The organism is Domibacillus mangrovi (assembly GCF_001906925.1).
Taxonomy (GTDB): domain Bacteria; phylum Bacillota; class Bacilli; order Bacillales; family Domibacillaceae; genus Domibacillus; species Domibacillus mangrovi.
Genome location: NZ_MRWQ01000014.1, coordinates 69,270 through 89,652, shown reverse-complemented (window position 1 = coordinate 89,652; position 20,383 = coordinate 69,270). Strand labels below are relative to the sequence as shown.

The 20,383-nt window shown below is 41.0% G+C and carries 17 protein-coding genes; 11 read left to right on the top strand and 6 right to left on the bottom strand.

Annotated elements, in window-relative coordinates; all coding sequences use genetic code 11:
- Positions 1-245: 245 nt before the first annotated feature.
- Positions 246-1,955, bottom strand: a complete 1,710-nt coding sequence (locus tag BLL40_RS14150; RefSeq protein WP_173799929.1) for an ABC transporter ATP-binding protein — start codon at positions 1,953-1,955, stop codon at positions 246-248.
- Positions 1,956-2,202: 247 nt separating this feature from the next.
- Here BLL40_RS14150 and BLL40_RS14145 point away from each other — a divergent pair, with 247 nt between their 5' ends.
- On the top strand, positions 2,203-2,967 hold the full coding sequence (locus tag BLL40_RS14145; RefSeq protein ID WP_073712515.1) for a MerR family transcriptional regulator: 765 nt from the start codon (positions 2,203-2,205) through the stop codon (positions 2,965-2,967).
- Positions 2,968-3,075: 108 nt separating this feature from the next.
- Here the strand turns inward: BLL40_RS14145 and BLL40_RS14140 are convergent, their stop codons facing one another.
- Complete coding sequence (locus BLL40_RS14140; protein ID WP_073712514.1) at positions 3,076-5,361, bottom strand: S-layer homology domain-containing protein; 2,286 nt, start codon at positions 5,359-5,361, stop codon at positions 3,076-3,078.
- A 229-nt stretch (positions 5,362-5,590) separates the two neighbouring features.
- Here BLL40_RS14140 and BLL40_RS14135 point away from each other — a divergent pair, with 229 nt between their 5' ends.
- A complete protein-coding gene (locus tag BLL40_RS14135) occupies positions 5,591-6,193 on the top strand; it encodes a superoxide dismutase family protein (RefSeq protein WP_073712513.1) in 603 nt (200 codons plus the stop codon).
- A gap of 520 nt (positions 6,194-6,713) precedes the next feature.
- Here the strand turns inward: BLL40_RS14135 and BLL40_RS14125 are convergent.
- From BLL40_RS14125 to BLL40_RS14115, 3 genes are all read right to left on the bottom strand, one after another.
- A complete protein-coding gene (locus BLL40_RS14125) occupies positions 6,714-6,986 on the bottom strand; it encodes a YiaA/YiaB family inner membrane protein (protein WP_073712511.1) in 273 nt (90 codons plus the stop codon).
- 237 nt (positions 6,987-7,223) lie between these two features.
- A complete protein-coding gene (locus BLL40_RS14120; RefSeq protein WP_073712510.1) occupies positions 7,224-7,745 on the bottom strand; it encodes a type 1 glutamine amidotransferase domain-containing protein in 522 nt (173 codons plus the stop codon).
- 243 nt (positions 7,746-7,988) lie between these two features.
- The gene (locus BLL40_RS14115) at positions 7,989-8,291 is read right to left on the bottom strand and encodes a DUF3817 domain-containing protein (protein ID WP_073712509.1); all 303 of its coding nucleotides are present in this window, start codon (positions 8,289-8,291) and stop codon (positions 7,989-7,991) included.
- A 214-nt stretch (positions 8,292-8,505) separates the two neighbouring features.
- On the opposite strand from BLL40_RS14115, the gene BLL40_RS14110 reads away from it, so the two are divergent.
- On the top strand, positions 8,506-8,745 hold the full coding sequence (locus tag BLL40_RS14110) for a hypothetical protein (RefSeq protein ID WP_073712508.1): 240 nt from the start codon (positions 8,506-8,508) through the stop codon (positions 8,743-8,745).
- A gap of 318 nt (positions 8,746-9,063) precedes the next feature.
- A complete protein-coding gene (brnQ, locus tag BLL40_RS14105; RefSeq protein WP_073712507.1) occupies positions 9,064-10,392 on the top strand; it encodes a branched-chain amino acid transport system II carrier protein in 1,329 nt (442 codons plus the stop codon).
- Positions 10,393-10,539: 147 nt separating this feature from the next.
- Here brnQ and BLL40_RS14100 read toward each other — a convergent pair whose 3' ends face one another.
- Positions 10,540-11,676: an MFS transporter gene (locus tag BLL40_RS14100; protein WP_281247270.1), complete on the bottom strand. Its 1,137-nt coding sequence runs from the start codon at positions 11,674-11,676 to the stop codon at positions 10,540-10,542.
- A 160-nt stretch (positions 11,677-11,836) separates the two neighbouring features.
- On the opposite strand from BLL40_RS14100, the gene ade reads away from it, so the two are divergent.
- From ade to BLL40_RS14065, 7 genes are all read left to right on the top strand, one after another.
- Positions 11,837-13,561: an adenine deaminase gene (ade, locus tag BLL40_RS14095; RefSeq protein WP_083566545.1), complete on the top strand. Its 1,725-nt coding sequence runs from the start codon at positions 11,837-11,839 to the stop codon at positions 13,559-13,561.
- On the top strand, positions 13,561-13,905 hold the full coding sequence (locus BLL40_RS14090) for an MGMT family protein (RefSeq protein ID WP_073712504.1): 345 nt from the start codon (positions 13,561-13,563) through the stop codon (positions 13,903-13,905). The genes ade and BLL40_RS14090 overlap by 1 nt, the downstream gene beginning before the upstream one ends.
- Before the next feature lie 7 nt (positions 13,906-13,912).
- Positions 13,913-15,349: an FAD-binding oxidoreductase gene (locus BLL40_RS14085; RefSeq protein ID WP_073712503.1), complete on the top strand. Its 1,437-nt coding sequence runs from the start codon at positions 13,913-13,915 to the stop codon at positions 15,347-15,349.
- The gene (locus BLL40_RS14080) at positions 15,349-15,930 is read left to right on the top strand and encodes an MFS transporter (protein WP_073712502.1); all 582 of its coding nucleotides are present in this window, start codon (positions 15,349-15,351) and stop codon (positions 15,928-15,930) included. The genes BLL40_RS14085 and BLL40_RS14080 overlap by 1 nt, the downstream gene beginning before the upstream one ends.
- 319 nt (positions 15,931-16,249) lie before the next feature.
- A complete protein-coding gene (locus BLL40_RS14075; RefSeq protein WP_245797958.1) occupies positions 16,250-17,437 on the top strand; it encodes an acyl-CoA dehydrogenase family protein in 1,188 nt (395 codons plus the stop codon).
- Positions 17,438-17,682: 245 nt separating this feature from the next.
- Positions 17,683-18,804: an FMNH2-dependent alkanesulfonate monooxygenase gene (gene ssuD, locus BLL40_RS14070; RefSeq protein ID WP_073712501.1), complete on the top strand. Its 1,122-nt coding sequence runs from the start codon at positions 17,683-17,685 to the stop codon at positions 18,802-18,804.
- 303 nt (positions 18,805-19,107) lie between these two features.
- Complete coding sequence (locus BLL40_RS14065) at positions 19,108-20,295, top strand: acyl-CoA dehydrogenase family protein (RefSeq protein ID WP_073712500.1); 1,188 nt, start codon at positions 19,108-19,110, stop codon at positions 20,293-20,295.
- The last annotated feature ends 88 nt before the right edge of the window (positions 20,296-20,383 follow it).

Below are 20,383 nucleotides of genomic sequence, written 5' to 3'. Positions count from 1 at the left end.
AAAGAAGCCAATGTTGCTGTTTTAATCAGTGATAAAGGTAATAAAAACGGATTTCTTTTACATCAAGAGATCCGTTTTCATGGTGTTCTTTTTTGAGCGGCTTTTATAATAGTAAAAAAGATGATTGCGTATCAACCGCTAAACACTGTACTGACTGGAACGATTGAGCATACGCAATGTCCATGATCATGTGCAGAGGATTTTGAAGCGATACGAGTCATTTTCATCTAGTGGGGGCTTTTCTTCTAAGCTAACTGTTGTTCAGCGAATTCACGATATAATTCATGTGATTGTATTAATTCTTGATGTGTTCCGATGCCGGTTACTTGTCCTTTTTCGATGAAAATAATTTTATTCGCATCGACAATCGTGGATAATCGATGGGCGATGACGAATGTCGTGCGACCTTCCATTAATCGTGTGAGAGCTTCTTGCACGATACTTTCTGATTGGCTGTCCAAGCTTGCCGTTGCTTCATCCATCATGAGAATTTTAGGATCTCGTAAAAAAGCACGTGCAATGGCGATACGCTGTCTTTGCCCACCAGATAGTTTCACACCACGCTCACCAACTTCGGTGTCCAGTCCTTTTGGGAATGTTTCGATAAATTGATCTGCGTATGCCATTTTTGCAACTCCCCATAGACGTTCATCCGATATATTTTCCCCATTTTTTAAACCGTAACATAAATTTTGCCGGATCGTTCCAGCCATCATGGCACTTTCTTGTGATACATAACCGATTTGACTGCGCCATGAGGCAAGCGATAACTCGGTTATGGGCGTGTCTCCTATTCGTATCTCACCTGCTGTTGGTTCATAAAATCGTTCCAGCAATCCGAACATCGTCGTTTTCCCACCGCCGCTCGGTCCGGCGAAAGCAATCATTTCACCCGGCTGTGCGTCAAATGAAATATTTTCGAGTACAGGTTCATCTTCACTATAAGCAAATGATACGTTTATGACATGAATGGATTCGTTTGTAATATCGATATCTAAACCGCCTTGGCCCTCTTCTAACGGTAATTCTAAAATTTCGATAATCCGCTCTGTTGCTCCTTTTGCTTTTTGTAATTGAGTAAAGAACATGGCAAAGGATGTAATCGGCATAATAATTTGAAAAAGATAGAGCAAAAAAGCAACAAGTGCCCCCGTTGACATCGTTCCATTTGCCACACGTATGCCGCCATAACCAATAATCATGACAATAACGATCATAACGACAAGGTACATGGTTGGTCCGATTAAGGCAAAAATACGTGCTTCTTTTAATCCGAAACCTAGCAGCTTTTCGATCCCAATTAGCCCTTTTGCTTCTTCGTTTTGTTCAGCTGTTGAGGATTTCATTAAGCGGATTTCACTAAGTGTTTGTTGAATGTGTCCTGTAAAAGTGGCGGTTTCATCTTGTAACCCGCGTGAGATTTTTGCCATTTTACGTCCGAGAGGAATCATAACGGCCAATGTAATTGGAACAGAAATTAACATGAGCAGTGTCATTTTCCAATCCATTACTAGTAAGATAATGATGGCTCCAATAACAGAAATAATACCTGTAATGAATTGTGGAAAGTGGCTCGAAATTAAATCTTGCACAACACTTGTATCATTAACGACCCGACTTACGGTTTCACCGCTTGATTGTTTATCAAAATAGCTGACAGGTAATCGAATCAGCTTTATCCACATGCGATCACGTAATCTTGCCACTATTTTTTGGCCGACCAAGCTTAGCAAATAGATAGAGACTCCACTAATCGCTGCTTGGATGATAAAGGCTGCTCCAATACTGATCGTGAGTGGAGTGCTTAATGATGCCACTGAGAAACCATCTACTAAATTCTTTGTGAGCAGTGGGACAACAAGGCCTGTAAGAGTTGTAAGTAAACTGGCCGTTAACCCGATCATGAGTGCAGCTTTAGGAATATTAGTTGATAAAATAAGAGAAATAAATGGCATTAAGCCACTTTGTTGTTTTTCCAATGTTTACAGCTCCTATCAATGTAATTTGTCTTTAGACAGTGAGGAAGTGACGAGTTCTCGATAGCCTTTATTGATGTGATGGTTGCGATGCTTTCATTCCGGTAAATAAATCATATATGAAAGTAAAAACTTAGGCTATTTTTAAAATGAAAAGTATACAAAAAAGAAATTGACTTTGACGTTGCGTAAAGGTGTATCGTTACATTTGTAAGGAGGCGAGCAGATGGAGTATACAGTGCAAAAGCTGGCCAATCTAGCAGGTATCAGCGCCAGAACACTCAGGTATTATGATGAAATCGATATTCTGAAGCCGACAAGGATTAATTCATCGGGTTATCGAATCTATGGACAATCGGAAGTTGATAAGTTACAGCAAATCCTTTTTTATAAAGAATTAGGTATAAGTTTAGAGAGCATAAAGGAGATCATAACGGCATCTTCCTTTGACGGTGCGGCCGCACTGAGGGAACATCGCGAAAAGCTCCTTGCAAAAAAGGAACAATTAGATTTGTTATTGGCGAATGTGGAGAAAACCATTGCTTTAACAGAAGGGAGAACGAATATGACGGATAAAGAAAAATTTACAGGGTTTAAGCAAAAAATGATCGATGAGAATGAAAAAAAATATGGAGAAGAAATTCGGCAAAAATATAGCAATAAAACGATTGATCAATCAAATGCAAAAGTCATGAATATGACCGAAGAAGATTATGAGGCGGTGACAAATTTAGAGAAACAAGTATTAGAAACATTAGCACAGGCTTTTGAAAATGGCGATCCAGCGGGCGAGCTGGGCCAAAAGGTAGCTGAGTTGCATAAGAAATGGCTCATGTACTATTGGAGTGAATACAGTAAAGAAGCACATGCAGGTCTAGCCCAAATGTATGTAGATGATGAAAGGTTTAAAGCATATTACGATGAAAAACAGCCAGGTGGAGCGGAGTTTCTAAGAGATGCTATTCATATTTATACGGGCATGAAAGGTTGAATAGAAAAGCATTAGATCATTTAATCTGAAGGAAACATTGATTTTAGATTAAATGAAAAAGGTAAAATGACGTGCTAAAGTATTGGAATTTAGCACGTCATTTTAATTTTACTCTGCTAGCAAATCAAGTGTGTCTTTTGGACGTTCATTAAGATCTACTCTGCTAGAGCTTGCACGATATGTTCCGTTGATAAGATCGCTGAAGCCTTGATCGTGAAGAAGCTGAACGACTGGTTTGATAATTGAAATGTTATTATCGACAAGGTAGGCCGTTTTTGTGCGGATCAATTGATCAAAAATTTCGCTGCGTGCAATGCCCGTTTCCGCAAAGACATTTTGACTTAATAATAAGTCCATCAATGTTAAATCAGGGTAATCTCCCCCAGAAAAGGTAAGATCGCTGTTCACCTGATACCAAAGATCACCGCTCGGGCGAATCCATTTCGGATGAAGGTTTTCAATACCTTCTTTCATCTCACGTGCGGTCGTCAAGTATACTGTGTTGCCGGTTTGTTTATATGTTTCCAGCAAAAAGCGCATTTCACCGAGTGCATGATTCAGAGACGCATGCGTTTTCTTACTATCTGCACCAATTTTATAATAGTCGGCGATTAAGTAGCCGGACGGTGTCACAGATATCGTATTGCCGAGATTTCGCTGGTTGATCAGAAAGTCTGCATAGCGCAAATTGGCTTTTGCAATCTGTGGAACATGAAGTGTTTCTCCCGTATTTTTCAAGAAAAGCGCTGCATTTTCATTCAGACGTGTATCCACATACGGAGCGGTTGTACCGTAAGCTTTTTTCAGCCATGTACTCGTATATTCTGTTTCGAAAACAGGTGTATCCCCTGCAGTGATAGCGCCGCCTGCAAATACATCAAGATCTGCCACGGCATTCACAACTAAGTCACGGAGGTAGCGCTCTTGATTCGCATTATAAGCCGTTAAATAAATGCCGCCCTGCAGCCGGTTAATATTGCGGCCATATCCCATTTGATAAGTGGGCTCAATCGACCATGGTAATTTCGTGTAAGCGCCATCCGCTGTAAACCAGTTATTAATCGATCCGTATTCGAGAATTGTTCTCTTGAACCAGTCATTCCGGTTCGTTTCACTTGCGAACAGCGGCTGTTCGGACAGAAGCGCCCACGATTCAGAAATGGCTTTCCCTTGAACTGACATATTCATTTGTGCCGTCACAAGATTTTGTGATGGGTTCGTCAGTACTTGATAGCTTTCACGTTCATTCAGTAATTCCCGAATAACAGAACGCTGTCCGTTCGCGTAATTCGTCTGGCGCTGAACGGAGATATAGTTTTTGCCCATCATCACTTCGTTTGTGACTTTGACTCCGTTCTTTACTGACAAAATCCCCGTTGGATGAGACGTCTTGTCAACGCCAAACGTATTATTATGTGATTGGTCAACCGTTCCATGTGCGGAATACTTGGCAATCGAATAATCATTTGACTGCTGAAATGGCAAAATCACAGAGGCCGAATACGTGTTGTCGCCGTTGTGAAGGAATTTTGTGAAAACAAATGTATCTCCATTATCAAGCTTGCGTAGCGTCACCTGCAGTGAGCCTAGCGGTTTTGATGTGCTGCCCATATGATAATAATAATGTTCATCCGTTGATAAAACATGTACTATTGTTGTTTGTTTGGTGTACGTGAGCGGTACCCCTTTTGTATTCATCCGTACTTTTATGTACTGATCCTCATGGACTGGAACAACGACTTCTTGATTATCGGCAGGTGTGGGTGGAACGGGTTTAATACTGCCGCCAATCAAGTCAAGTGCTGCCATCATTCTATATACAAAAACAGCAGACTCTCCACGTGTGGCAATTTTGGTTGGCTCAAACGTATCGTCAGCTGTCCCTCTAATTAAGCCGTAATGTGTCATACGCTCGACAGCGCCATACGCATATTTGCCGATTTTGGCCGCATCTTTGTATGTAAGAGGAGCACGGTTTGTATAATCACCTTTCAGCTGCATTGCCCGGTCCAGCATGACTGCGACATCAGATCTTGTCACCGGCTGATTAGCAAGCGCTTGTCCATTGGCATTCCCTAAAATGAGCCCTGCCTTTTTCGCTGCAGCAATATCTTCATAAAGACGACTTGTCGGTGGAACATCGGGAAACGTAGATGTTCCTGCTGGTAAATCAAGTGCCCGAACGAGGTAAGCTAAAAACTGGCCTCTCGTCACTTCTGTATAAGGACGAAATGTCCCGTCTTCATAGCCTGAAATAACGTCTTCATTTGTGAGAGCTTCGATTTCTTTTTTTGCCCAGTGGCGATCCACATCGCCAAAAGACTGGGCAGAAACGTGCAAAACGAACGTAAACACAAAAAGAAAAGCGGCTAAACTTCCTCCAACTTTTCGCATAGGATCCCCTTTCTCTCTCTATTAAATGGTACAAAGAAATTATAACATGCTTGAAAATGGATCGTTCATGTTAAATTATTATAACGAGCGGTTTATTATAAGGAATTATGTTGAAATTCCCTTTTTATGATTTGCGGATATTGGCGCTGAATAAACATTTTTGGGTTTAACTACCTTATATTTCGTGTACAGTATGTTAGTGGTATATATAAAAGGAAGGGGAGAGAAGATGAAGCGCTGTTTATTTTTATCTTTTGTTCTACTGGTGGTTTTTTTATTTGCTGCTTGTGGAAGCGGCAATGATGATGGGATAGAGACAACAGGCAACAGTGAAGAAGCAGCTGGAGACGTGACAGTAAATGAAGAAGAAACGGCAATGGTGGAAATAACGAATGGAGAAGGACAAAAAGTAGGAACTGCTGAATTGGAACAAACGGATGCAGGCGTTCTAATCCGTCTGGAAGCTTCAGGGCTGGAACCGGGAACGCATGGATTCCATATTCACGAGACTGGAAAATGTGAAGCACCGAAATTTGAATCAGCCGGCGGACACTTTAATCCGGTAGACGCTAGCCACGGTGTTGATCATGAAAAAGGGCCACATGCGGGCGATCTTCCTAATATTGAAGTAGGAGAAGATGGAGCGGCTCAAACAGAAGTGACAGCTGATCAAGTGACGTTAAAACAAGGTGAACAAAATTCATTGCTTAGTGAAGCTGGAACCGCGCTTATCATTCATGCGAAAGCGGACGACAATATATCACAGCCAGCAGGTGATGCCGGAGATCGTATCGCGTGCGGCGTCATTAGTAAAGCGTTACCAGATAAATAATTGAACAATGTAATATGCTTTTGATAAATACTGAGAAAGGGATTATGTATGCAGGAATTGTAGTCGAGGGGTTATGTGTGGTAGTGGAACTACTTCTGGTTTTCTATATACATCGGAAGATTCCATACATTCGTCGGAAAATGAAGGAAGTTGCATGGGATGAGGAACCGATTGAAGCAATGATATTTATCCCGCATCAACGGGCAGTAAGACCCCCGCTTCAAGACTTCGAAAAGAAAAGAAGGATAAGCGAGGGATCAACTGCCCGTAAAAGCCCGATTGGTTCAACTAACATTCAGTGGGGGATGAAGAAAACCCCCACTGAATGAAGTTTCACTTTATGAGAAGCAAGAAGTGTGTTTCAGAATTAGCTTTTCAGGTAAATGAACGAGAGTAATGGAGTAAATCGTATGGAAAATGAACAAAATAGCTGAAAAATGAGTAGAAAGTAACAAAGCAAAGATGTGCTGAAAAGAAAGTTATAAAAAAGAAGGCACTGTATGGGTGCCTTCTTCCAAGATCATTCTGCTTTGTTAGTCGGCAGATTCCGTCTTCTTTCTTCTTCTTCCTGAGCAATAATTTCGTTATCTTCCGCGTTGTCGCGCGTTACTTTTTGGGTTAAGATCGCGCCAACCGCTACTAAAATCATGACAGCAATGTAGTAGCCTTTTTCATTCAGTTGCAAGCTATCTGCATTGTAAAGACCGATTGAAAACAAAAATATGCCTGCAAAAAATGTGAAGTAGGCCAATACGGTGAAAGCGGGGGTATTTCTTTTTCTGTACCGTTGCATCGTCATTCCTCCTTCGTTTATTTTAAATATATTCATTTTCCACTTTAATAGAAGCTCCTATGATCATATCATGAAAAGAATCTCATTGTTATATGAAGAATGGTTTATTTTCCATATTTAAGTAGGATTGAAAGAAGTCTGAAAATCATATGATCGCCGGATGGATGTATTAAGTGAAATGAATGCAATGATTGAAAAAAAACCCGCCACTTATCGGCGGGATTTCTTGCTATTATTCTATTCAGCTAGTTTATCAGCAAACGCTTTGACATAAGGCGGCAGGTCGGGCGGACGGCGACTTGAGATAATGTGTCCGTCCGTAACGACTGCTTCATCGTGCCACGTTGAACCAGCATTCGTCATGTCATCTTTAATACCTGGTGTACTTGTCACGTTGACACCATCTAAAATATTCGCTGAAATCAATACCCATCCAGCGTGGCAAATTTGCCCGATCGGCTTTTTCGCATCGTTCATGCTGCGGACGAAATCGATCACTTCAGGATAACGTCGCAATTTATCCGGTGCCCAGCCGCCGGGAACGAGAATTGCGTCGTATTCGTCCACTTGAATATCGGTAAATGCATACTCGGATACAGCTGGAACACCGTATTTTCCAATATATTTTTTTCCGGCTTCATTGCCGACTAAATGAACGGTTGCCCCTTCTTCCTGCAGACGTAAAATCGGATACCATAGTTCCAAATCTTCAAATTCATCTTCTACAAGAGCAATGACTTTTTTATCAGTTAAACGCATTCAATCTCCTCCTGAAATCATTTTCTTAAGTGTAACAGAGGTATTGTCGAATCAAAAGGAATAACTTCACTATTTTGTTAGGAGAATGGAATGCAGACTAAGGTCGTCACGTCCTGTGAACCTAACCTCCACTGAATGAAGTTTCACTTTATTAATCATTCAGTTTCGATGTTTGTGCAATTTATCGACCCTAATAATGAAAAAAAGCAGTTTGGACATTGTGTTATAATCCAGGCTGCTTTTTTATCCGTACGTTTTTTCAAGTTTGTGCAATTTTTTATCTAAAATAAAGTTGCCGAATGGAATGAAGGCCACGACAATGGACAAAATAGGCCAAATGATGTTCCATCTCGTTTTCAATGTTACATAGGCAATAACGATGCAATATGTAACGAACAGTGCTCCGTGAATCGAACCGACGATGCGGACCGCTTCGGGAATGTCAAAGCCGTATTTTAACGGCATCGCGATGAAAAGCAGGACAAGCAAAGAAACTCCTTCAAAATAGCCCATAAATCGCAGTTTGCCAATGGTTGTTTTAAGCATCATTTCCTCCTAAGGATATTTACTGTTCTTTAAAGATAACTGAATCGATAAAGAAATTCACTCTTTTCAGCTACTGTTCACGAGATTGTCAGAAGATGATCAGTGTAACTCATCTACTTACTTGGATATAAATAACGTATTTAACTGTATAGAAACAGGGAATAATAATAAAGATAATAGATGGCGCCAATTGTTCAAGAAAGGAGAAGAAACTATGCGAAAACAAATATATCGACCTGCACAGCAAGTACTGAAGCGCCAACAATCAATCACTCAGCAGCCATTTGATCAAGAATTTGGCAATATTCCGGATCTCGCGTCTATTATGGAACCCGGATATGCCGGTACAGATCCTGCTGAAGTTCAACAAGAAATTGCTTCGGATGTTGCACGCGGTGTCGGGGCAATGACCTCCCGGGAAGCGGGTCACCTGCGCTTTCGGTCCCGGCGATAGATCTTTACAGCAGCTCGGTAAGGGCTATTCCTGTTCAATTACTCACTGACCGGGGATAGTCCCTCTTTTTTAATCGTTATAATATCGTCTGTACATATTTAGTAAGAGAGCTAAGCAATTGTCTTTTATGTAAAATGAAAAGATGTTTATAAGTATTTAAATGTAATTTAAGTTATTAATAACCGATAATTATTTTACATATTTCTATGGACAAAAATACCGTCATAGTACTATTATTTGTATTTAGGCTTGTTACTAAGAGCGAGAGAATTGATTGAATAATAAGTAATTGTATTCAATCTTTGGAAGGGTGATATAGTGTCAAAAAAAGGTTCATTTTCGTTTGTAATTGCTATTGGTTTCATGCTATTTGCTTTATTTTTTGGAGCAGGCAACTTAATATTTCCGGTAATGCTTGGTCAATTGGCTGGTGATAACGCCTGGGCGGCTAATGCTGGGTTTATCGTCACTGGAGTTGGTCTGCCGTTACTCGGTGTATTGGCATTTGGTTTTTCAGGTAAAAGTGATTTACAGTCGCTGGCTAGTCGAGCTCATCCTTGGTTTGGCTTAATTTTTACGACAGTCCTTTATTTAGCGATTGGGCCCCTATTTGCTATACCGAGAACAGGAAGCGTTTCTTATGAAATAGGTGTTAAACCTTTTTTAGGTGAAGATACTGGTTTTCTTCCTTTATTAATATTCACTATTTTATTTTTCGGAATTACATGTTACTTTTCGATGAACTCTTCAAAAATTGTAGATATTGTAGGGAAAATTTTAACTCCGCTTTTATTACTTTTTATCGGAATACTTATTGTGACAGCAATCATTAATCCAATTGGGAATTTTAGTGCGCCTACTGAAAATTATATGGAACATTCATTTTTTACAGGTTTTCAAGAGGGCTACTTAACAATGGATGCTCTTGCTTCTTTTGTTTTTGGAATCATTGTAATTAATGCAATTAAAGAAAAAGGGATTACCGACAAGAAACGAGTCATGATCACTTGTTTTAAAGCAGGGTTAATTGCTGCAGCACTTTTGGCTATTATTTACACATCTCTTACCTATATAGGTGCCGGAAGTGTGGGGAAGCTTGGCTATTTAGAAAACGGCGGAACTATTTTAGCGGGTGTATCCAATTATTACTTTGGCCCTTACGGCAGAATCTTGTTAGGTTTAATTGTTATTGCGGCCTGTTTAACAACGAGTGTTGGTCTGATCACGGCTAATGCTTCTTACTTTCATAAATTATTTCCAAAAGTTACTTACAATACATTTGCGATCGTTTTGTCACTTTTTAGCATGATCTTTGCTAACATAGGCTTGATGAAATTAATTAGTATTTCTGTTCCAGTATTAGTGGCCATTTATCCGTTAGCGATTTGTTTAATGTTCTTAACATTTATCCATGCGTTTTTTAAAGGGAAACCAGAGGTCTATCAGGGAGCCTTCTTATTCACCTTTATTGTTAGTTTGTTTGATGGATTAAATGCAGCAGGAATAAAGATACAAGCAATCAATGAGTTGTTTACAGCGATCCTTCCCTTGTATTCAGTAGGATTAGGTTGGATCCTTCCTGCTGTCGTTGGCGGTATACTTGGGTATCTGTTTAGCGGAATGAGTAAGAAAACGACAGCATTTTAATTGGATGGAAGAATGATTCTTATCAAATGAATCATCCATTAGTAAGGGAGTTTACTCTTAATATTAAATGATAAAGATCCTGAGAAAACGTATATATGTTTTCTCAGGATCTTTTTTAATTTTATTGTCCTATCAAGGCTGATCACGTTATTTATTTCTTCTTAAAAAGACAAAAGTGCCCGCTGATGTTAATAAAAGACCAGTGAAAAGAAATCCTCCCGCTGGAGATAGTGACATAACGCCTATTACAGTCGAGCCCGCAACGACACCTAAAGAGAAAAATGCGTAAAAGTAGCCATATGCTTTTCCCCTGTGCGCTGGTTCAACTGCGCCAATTAATAATGAATTAATCGAAGGAAATAAAAAGGCAAAACCAATGCCGTATAAGCCCATTAACGCATAAAGAAAAGCAGCATTCTCACTTTGACTGATAAGCAGCATACTTGCCCCCATCGTCGCGATCCCAAATGAAAACGTTAATTCCGGTCGTAACCGGTCAAAGAGTAAGTTGATTGGCAAGAGAAAAACAAGAATCGCAACAATACCGAATGTACTTAAAAGAAGGCCGCTTGTTTGTGTGTCATAACCGAGCTGGATGACTTTGAGCGGCAGCATATAAGCAAGCACTCCTTGCGAAAACATAAGCAGAAATGCGCCAGTAAACGATTTTAAGGCATCCCTATTGTGGAAAAGAGATGGCGCTGTTTTATCTCTCTTTTGTTTGATTGCTGGATCAGGCTTAATAGATGTACGTAAAAGGAAAATAGCGAGTATACCTAAAAGAAGCATTGCACTAGCTGTGACATTCAGCACCGTTGTCTCACTCGTTCTGCTGGCTACAATGCCGCTGAATGCCGGACCGATAATAGCGGCAAGACCGACAAAAGCACCTGAAATCGCAGCGCCTTTTCCTTTCTTCTCTTTTGCCGTTACGTTAGCCAAATAGGTAAACGCTGCGGGTGTAATAAGCCCTGCCAGCAAACCATGCATAAAGCGAATCGAGAGAAGAGACCAGGCGTCCGTCGCTGTCTGATAAAACAAAAGTGCCGCACCCGTTGCTAAAAGGCCGGTTACTAAAACAAGAAACGGTCCTTTTTTATCCGTTAAAAAACCGGAAAATAAGTTGCCGATTGTGTTGGAGAAGGAGTACATCCCGACGACAAGCCCGGTTAAAAAAGGAGTCGCACCGAGCGACTCAGCAAAAGGACTCATAATCGGCAGCTGGGTGAATAAATCAAAAAATGAAAAAAAGATAATAAGATAGACGAATTTGCGCATAAACATAGCCGCCTTTATATAAAATGATATAAAACTATCATCTGTTACATAATGAGCAGGTGTCAACTAATTTCATAGAATTCAGTGAATTTAGTTTGATTATCAACGAGCTTCAAGTAAACTATGTGAAAAATAACCAGATGATGAAAAGAAAAGAGGGATGAATATGAAGCAATTACTTAAAGCGCTTATCCATACAGCGCAGCACCTGGAAGAAGCAGATATTATTATTCAAAATGGGAAAGTTGTCGATGTATTTTCCCTGGAAGTATTTGATGCAGATGTCGCCATTAAAGACGGATACATTGTCGGCATTGGTGCATATAAAGAAGGAAAAAAGATCATTGATGCAGCAGGCAAGTACGTTATGCCGGGCTTTATTGACGGGCACATTCATATTGAATCGACGATGGTGACACCGTCAGAATTTTCACGGGCACTATTAAGACACGGTGTGACAACAGTCGTAACAGACCCGCATGAAATTGCCAATGTAGCAGGAACAAAAGGCATTCAATATATGCTGGATGATGGAGAAAATGCGGAGATTGACATCATGGTAAAACTGCCGTCTTGCGTACCCGCGACACCATTTGAGCAAAATGGATCCACATTAACAGCTGATGATTTACGTCCGTTTCTCAAACATCATAACGTGATCGGACTGGCAGAAGTAATGGACTATCCGGCTGTATTAAAAGCAGACGATGGAATGTTAGATAAAATCATGATGGCGACCGATCGCAATATGAAGGTGGACGGACATGCGGCTGGTTTGTCAGACGAGGCATTGAATGTATACAGTATAGCATCGATCCGCAATGATCACGAAGCAGTGACAGCCATTGAAGCGAAATCCCGTGCTAGACGAGGTATCCATGTCCTTGTGAGGGAAGGATCTGCAGCGAAAGACTTGATAGCCATTTTACCGAGTATTACTGAGAGAAACAGTACACGGTTTTCATTTTGTACAGATGATAAACACTTGGATGAGCTGGTGGAAGAAGGAACGGTCAACTTTGCGGCACAGCTCGCTATAAAGCATGGGCTGGACCCGCTTATTGCGATTCAAATGGCGACGATCAATAATGCGGTTTGTCATCAGCTGAATGATAAAGGGGCGGTGGCACCGGGCTATGCGGCAGATTTGTTAATTGTTGAAGATCTACAAAAGTTACATCCAACGGTCATTATAAAAGATGGAAAAGTCGTTGATGCAAATACGCTGCAGACGAAGCGGGCAGCGATTCCAGCTTCGGTTAAACAATCAATCAACATGAAAAAGGTGTATAAAGAGTCACTGCGAATTCCGCTGCAAGATGGACAAAAAGCGATGTTGATTGAAGCATTGCCTGGGAAATTAATCACGAATAAGGTAGTTGAAAAGGTAAAGATAAACAATGGTTTTTTTGAAGCTGAAGCGAAGCGGGATCAGCTGAAAATCGCAGTATGCGAACGACACCATGCGACGGGCAGTATCGGAGTGGGAATAGTGAAAGGATTGAATTTGAAAAACGGTGCAATTGCTTCAACGGTTGCACATGATTCTCATAACCTTGTCGTTGCAGGCACAAATGACGAAGATATGCTCATAGCCATTGAAGAAATTGAACAGATGCAGGGAGGTCTCATTGTCGTTGATCAAGGAAAAATATTGGCTTCCGTTCCGCTCTGTGTTGGCGGTATTATGTCAGACAAGCCTTATGAAGAAGTCGTTAAGGAATTGCATCATTTAAATGAACAGCTTTCCGTTGTGGCAGAAGGGTCACAAAATATTTTTATGATTTTATCGTTTTTATGCTTGCCCGTCATTCCGCATGTAAAGCTAACAGATAAAGGGTTGTTTGATGTGGACTCGTTTCAGCATATTGATGTGGAGTACGAAGGCTAGTGGATAGAGAAAGTAAAGAAACAGAAAATCGTTTAACCCCATTCACCATAGAAGTCGTACGAATATTAAAAGAAATTCCACCAGGATATGTCGTCACATATGGGCAAGTTGCACGAATGGCGGGCAGTCCCCGTGCTGCCCGTCAAGTTGTCCGTATTTTGCATTCAATGAGTGAGAAATACGGTTTGCCATGGCACCGAGTCGTCAATGCCAAAGGTGAAATAGCTGTTCCGAACAACGATTCACGTGAGGTTCAACGACTGCTACTTGAAGCGGAAGGTGTATCATTCAGGAAGGATGGCCGCGTGGATTTGACGTGTTTTGAGAAAGAGATCTTTGAATAGAGGGTGTATGGCGATGTGGAAAGTACTCCTGTTTCTGTTTATTTATTGTGGGCTATTCGGCAGTTCGTTTTATGTGTATGAGCAAACTCGCTCCCAGCCGGTTGTGGCAGATGCAGGCCGGTTACTGCCGGTTGCAGTGAAAAGCATTGAAAAAGCAGACGGTGAAGAGACACTGAAGAGAATTGTTGAAAAAGCAAATGAAACAGGTGATAAATTGACGATTGCGGGCATGCAGCATAGTCAAGGCGGGCAGACATACTATCCGGAGGCTGTGATGATTGATATGAAATCGTATAATAAAATCATTAAGTTTGATCCAGTTGAAAAAACAATTACTGTGCAGAGTGGAGCGACATGGGATGACATACAAAGGCACATTAACCCGTATGGTCTGGCTGTGAAAGTGATGCAGTCACAAAATATTTTCACAATCGGCGGTTCGTTAAGTGTGAATGTGCACGGGCGTGATATTCGAAACGATTCATTGATTGATACGATCGAATCGTTCCGGCTATTGACACCTAGGGGAGAGATTTTGAATGTAAGCCGCCAGGAACATGCGGATCTTTTTCCATACATAGTCGGGGGATACGGCCTTTTTGGCGTTGTTCTAGATGTGACGCTTCATTTGACAGACGATGAATTGTACGAAAAAAAGACAATCACGATGAATTACAGTGAATACAGCTCTTATTTTGAAAAAGAAGTAAAAGGAAACCCAGCTGTTAAGATGCATCTTGCCCGCATCTCGGTGGCGCCTGAAACGTTTTTGCGCGAGATGTACGTGATGGATTACATATATGCAGATAATCAAAATGAGCTCTCAAAATATAATGATTTGAAAGAAGAACGCATTGTGGCGCTACCGAAGTTTTTGCTCGGTTTATCCCGCTACAGTGATTGGGGGAAAAATCTTTTTTGGGACACTCAAAAAAAGTACATGGGCAACGACAGCGGCACGTATGAAACGAGAAATAACGTGATGCGGTCAGATACGAATTTTATGGCTTATGAGAGTAGTATACGAACAGAAGTATTGCAGGAATATTTTGTACCAGTTGATGATTTCCCGGATTATATTGATGACTTAAGGAGCGCTTTGGAAAAAGAAGAAGAGTTTAATTTACTTAATATTACGATTCGGTATGTAGAAAAAAGTGATCAAGCTGTCCTTTCTTATGCAAAAGAAGACATGTTTGCCCTCGTTCTTCTCATTAATCAAGAGAAATCGGGAAAAGGGATAAAGCGCTCAGAAGCGGTCATTCAAAAAATGATCGATGTGACGCTAGATCATGATGGAAGCTATTACTTGCCTTATTATTCTTATCCATCAAAAGAACAGTTAACAGAAGCATATCCACGCATCGGCGAATTTTTTGAAAAGAAAAAAGAGTATGACCCGGACGAACGGTTCACGAACTTTTTTTACGAGGTGTACAAATAATGACATATCAGCGGTTTATTCTGTCACAAAGTATTATTTTTATGGCAAGCAGCATGATCTTTCCCTTTTATATTTTGCTGCTGCGAAACGTAGGGGACAGCTATTCTCAATTTGGCTGGGCGTACGGTCTTTTTGCGCTTACATCGGCGCTCTCTTACCCTCTCATTGGCAAGCTTTCGGATCGCATAGGTGATCAAAACTTGCTGCTGTTTTATTCGCTGGCAATGGCAGTTATACTTCTGTTATTCCCGATCGTCACAGAAGTATGGCAAGTGTATATTTTGCAAATGACGATGGGCGTGCTCGGCGCTGTACAAAAAAATACGGAAAAAACGACGCTTGCTCGCAAAGTGGAGAAAGTGAAAGCGGGTGGTACGATTGGCCGCTATCATTTTTGGACATCATTCGGTGCTGCAATCGCCATTATCGTAACTGGCTATCTTGTTGACTTTCTAACAATTGGTGCTATTTTTTATATAGCTTCTCTTCTGTACGTTGTGAGTGGAATCGTGTTATGGAAAAATAATCATAGTGAAAAGGTTAAACAGATCTCAGAGCAGAAAAGGACTGCCGATATATAATGCCTGTTTCGGAAAGCGGTAAAGCATTCTTGTTTTTCATTTTTTTAGAAATAATTTTATGAAAATTTGGACAACAATAGACTTCTTACTCATCGGGAAATGTTCCTGTAGTGAATAGGAGGTTTTTTTCTGTTGAAAATGAACTAGAACATTCATTATTCAGACGAAGCCTTTCATTTTACAGGAATTCAAAAACGAGGTGAAGATCTTCATTTTTTGAACGTGCGATTTTAATAGATAGTACCGTTCAACAAACTTTATAAATTTATACAAGAAAAAGAAAATGAAGCGTATATTATATAAACCTCACGGATGGAGGATGATGAATATAGCGAAAAAAATCAATAGCACGTATATAGAAAAAACAAAAATACTCATAGCAGCGTTTGATCAAACAGCTGTCGAACGTGATAAACGGGGCGGGACGGCAAAAAAAGAGCGAGATCTTATTCGTGAAAGCGGGCTTTTGGCTCTTATTATCCCAACAGAGTTCGGTGGTTACGGTGAAAATTGGAAAACCATTTTTCGGATTACCCGTGAATTTGCCCGGGTTGACGGATCAATCGCACATATATTTGGCTATCATTTTTTATGCCTTGTTTCTACGCAATTATTTGGCTCCCAGCGGCAGAAAGAATTCCTTTATAAAGAAACGGCAGAAAAAAACTTGTTCTGGGGAAATGCATACAACCCTCATGATGGTCGTTTAATGATCAAACAGGCAGATGAGGCATGGCTGCTTCAAGGAGAGAAAAGTTTTTGTTCAGGTGCAACCGATTCCGATCGACTCCTTATTTCTGCCAAGAATGTCGAAAGTAATCAAACTGTTTTGGCCGTCATTCCAACGGGTAGGAAAGGCGTTGCTGCAAAAGGTGATTGGGACGGTTTCGGTCAACGTCAAACAGATAGCGGGACAGTCCGCTTTCAAGATGTTCAATTAAAAGAGACAGAGATTCTAAAACATCATCTTCAGTATCCAGACAGTGTATTTCCCACAATACGTACACATATCGCTCAAATGATTCTTGTTCATGTTCTTCTTGGAATGGCAGAAGGAGCATTGGAAGAAGCGAAACATTATACGAAACATAGCAGTCGTGCATGGCCTACATCGGATGCCGCTGAAGCTGCCCACGATCCATATACAGTGCGCCAATATGGTGATTTATATGTACAGCTGAACGCATCGGCTGCCCTTGCTGAAAAAGCAGTTGATGCCTTGCAGGCTGCGTGGGAGAAAGAATGGTCTTTGACGGAACAAGAACGCGGAGAATGCAGTATTGCGATCGCAACGGCAAAAGTCATGACAGCGAGGACAGCTTTAGAAGTAACGAATCGGATCTTTGATGTAATGGGCGCAAAGTCTGTATCGGCAAAATATCGATTTGACCGATACTGGAGAAATATTCGAACACTTACATTGCATGATCCGATTGAATACAAACTACGTGATATCGGGGACTTTGTTTTAAACGATCAGTTGCCTGAAATTACGCCATATTCATAAAGTGAAACTTCCATCCATGGGGGGGGGGTTATCCCCCATGAAATAAAAAAGAACTCAGGTAAAGAACGCCGCGTCCTGCGGCATTACCTGAGTGACCGGCTTCAGCCGGCCCGAACCAATCGGGCTTTTACGGACAGTTGATCCCCGACTTATCCTCCATAGATTCTCCTGAGTCTTGAAGTGGGGTTTTACTGCCCGTTAATCTGTAATAAAAATAGTGAACGCTTGGAAGGGTGTTATGGATTATGGAAGTGTTTTGGTTTATTCCTACCAATGGAGATGGCCGTTATTTAGGCAGCGGAGAGGGTGCAAGGGCTGCGAGCTATGCGTATTGCAAGCAAATTGCGCAGGCGGTTGATGATTTAGGATATGACGGCGTATTGATTCCAACGGGGAAATCATGTGAAGATGCTTGGATTGTTGCTTCAACGCTTGTTCCTGTTACGAAAAATGTAAAATTTCTTGTGGCGGTCAGACCGGGCCTTATGTCACCCGTTGTGGCTGCCCGTATGGCGTCAACGCTTGACCGCTTTTCGCAAGGAAGACTGCTTGTGAATGTTGTAGCAGGCGGAGATCCGGTTGAATTAGCCGGGGAAGGCTTATTTTTAAACCATGATGAACGATATGAACTAACGGATGAATTTTTAAATGTGTGGCGAAAACTGCTGCAAGAGGAAGTGGTCACTCTTCGGGGAGAACACATTCAAATTAAAAATGGCACCGTGCTTTATCCATCTGTCCAAAATCCATATCCGCCGCTTTATTTTGGCGGTTCATCTCCCGCAGCAATGAAAGTAGCGGCGGATCATATTGATGTTTATTTAACATGGGGAGAGCCTCCCGTTCAGGTGAAAGAAAAAATAATAAAAGTAAGGAAACTTGCAAAACAAACGGGTAAAAAAATAAAATTTGGCATTCGACTTCACGTTATCGTGAGAGAGACAGAAGAAGCTGCCTGGGAAGCAGCGGAAGAGTTAATCAAACATGTTGATGATGAGGCCATTGCCTCTGCCAGAAGAGTATTTGCTCGAATGGACTCTGAAGGACAAAAGCGAATGAGTCAGCTTCATAACGGAGATCGGTCTAAATTAGAAATCAGTCCGAATTTATGGGCAGGTGTTGGACTTGTTCGGGGAGGGGCAGGTACAGCTATTGTCGGCGATCCGGATACAGTGGCAGTGCGAATGAAAGAGTATGCAGATCTTGGTATTGACACGTTTATTTTATCAGGCTACCCTCATCTCGAAGAAGCCTACCGGACAGCAGAGCTTCTTTTTCCGAAACTGTCCTTGAATAAAAAGAAGGATCCAAATGAGCGAACATATATGAGCCCGTTTGGCGAAATGATTGTAAAAAAACAAACGTAAAGAAAAGAATATAATAATTAAAACATTATCCAAACTATTCCACTTCCTCTCCTTCTCCTTTTTTGATGATATATCTAACATATATAATTTTCCACATACGATTTGAGTAGTTTCCATGTCTGCAAATTAGTTTGGATAGAACACAATTTTGAAAGATGTAAGGACACTTTCAAATAAATAATCATACTTTAAGGAAAGCATATTCATACTGATGAAGTGCCCTTTCTTAGTCCTTTTGGTGAAATGGCAACGGCTGAAATCCAAGGGGGTTAACCACCAAAATTACATGAAAGAGGGGAAATTATGAAAAAAGAGATTGGAAATGATCCAAGCGCTTTTTTGCAAACGGCCGTTTTATTAGCTAAAGACTTCGCAAAGGACGCAGCAGAACGAGATAAGATCGGTGGTACAGCTAAAAAACAACGGGATGCTATAAGGGAAAGCGGATTGCTGACAATTTTAATTCCTACTGAGTATGGCGGTGAAGGCCAACCTTGGTCAGTCGTTCTTCGAATTGTTCGTGAGTTGGCGAAAGCGGATGCAGCTCTTGCTCATTTATATGGCTATCATTTCTTACATTTAACAAATCCGCATGTCGAAGGCTCTGAAAAACAGAAAAAATATTATTATACACAATCCGCCAAAAATAATTGGTTTTGGGGAAATTCGTATAATCCAATTGAACCTACTTTAGTTGGGAGAAAGAAGGGCAATCAATTTATTATCAATGGCTACAATACGTTTAGCACGGGTGCCCAGGATTCCGATCGTTTGTTAATTTCATGGGTGGAAAATCCAGGAGATAAAAACGCGTATGTAGGCGTTATTCCAACGAATAGAGCAGGTATAACAGTAAATGATGATTGGGATGGAATGGGTCAAAGGCAAACAGACAGTGGATCTGTCACCTTTGAAAATGTAGTAGTAGAAGCAGACGAAATTTTTGATGATTCGGCATCGAACGAGGTACCTTTCACTACATTTGATGCCATCATCTCACAAATTGTTTTAGCGAATGTATTTGTCGGAAGTGCTGAGGGAGCATTAGCAGAAGCACGCGAATACACACTCAAAAAATCACGACCTTGGTTTATGTCTGATTATGAAAAAGCCATTGATGATCCGTTTATTCAACGCCGATATGGTGACTTTTGGATCGATATGCAGGCAGCGGTTCAATTAGTGGAACATGCCGGGAAAAAGGTGGATGAAGCTTGGGCAAAGGACCGGAACTTAACGGAAGAAGAACGCGGGGAAACGATTATTTTTACGGGCGCAGCCAACGCGTTTGGAACAAAGGTTGCTCTTGATCTTACAAGCAGTATGTTTGAGGTCATGGGGGCCCGGTCCGCGACAAGAAAAAATAATTTTGATCGATTTTGGCGGAACGTTCGGACTCATTCTCTCCACAACCCAATTGAATACAAAAGGAAAAATATTGGACATTGGGTATTAACTGGGGAGTACCCAATACCGAGTGGTTATTCTTAATTAGAAAAAATATAAGTAGCTGATCAGATGACTGAAAGCTCTCTATCTTTTCGAAAGATTGGGGGCTTTTCTAATTGAACAAATCCAA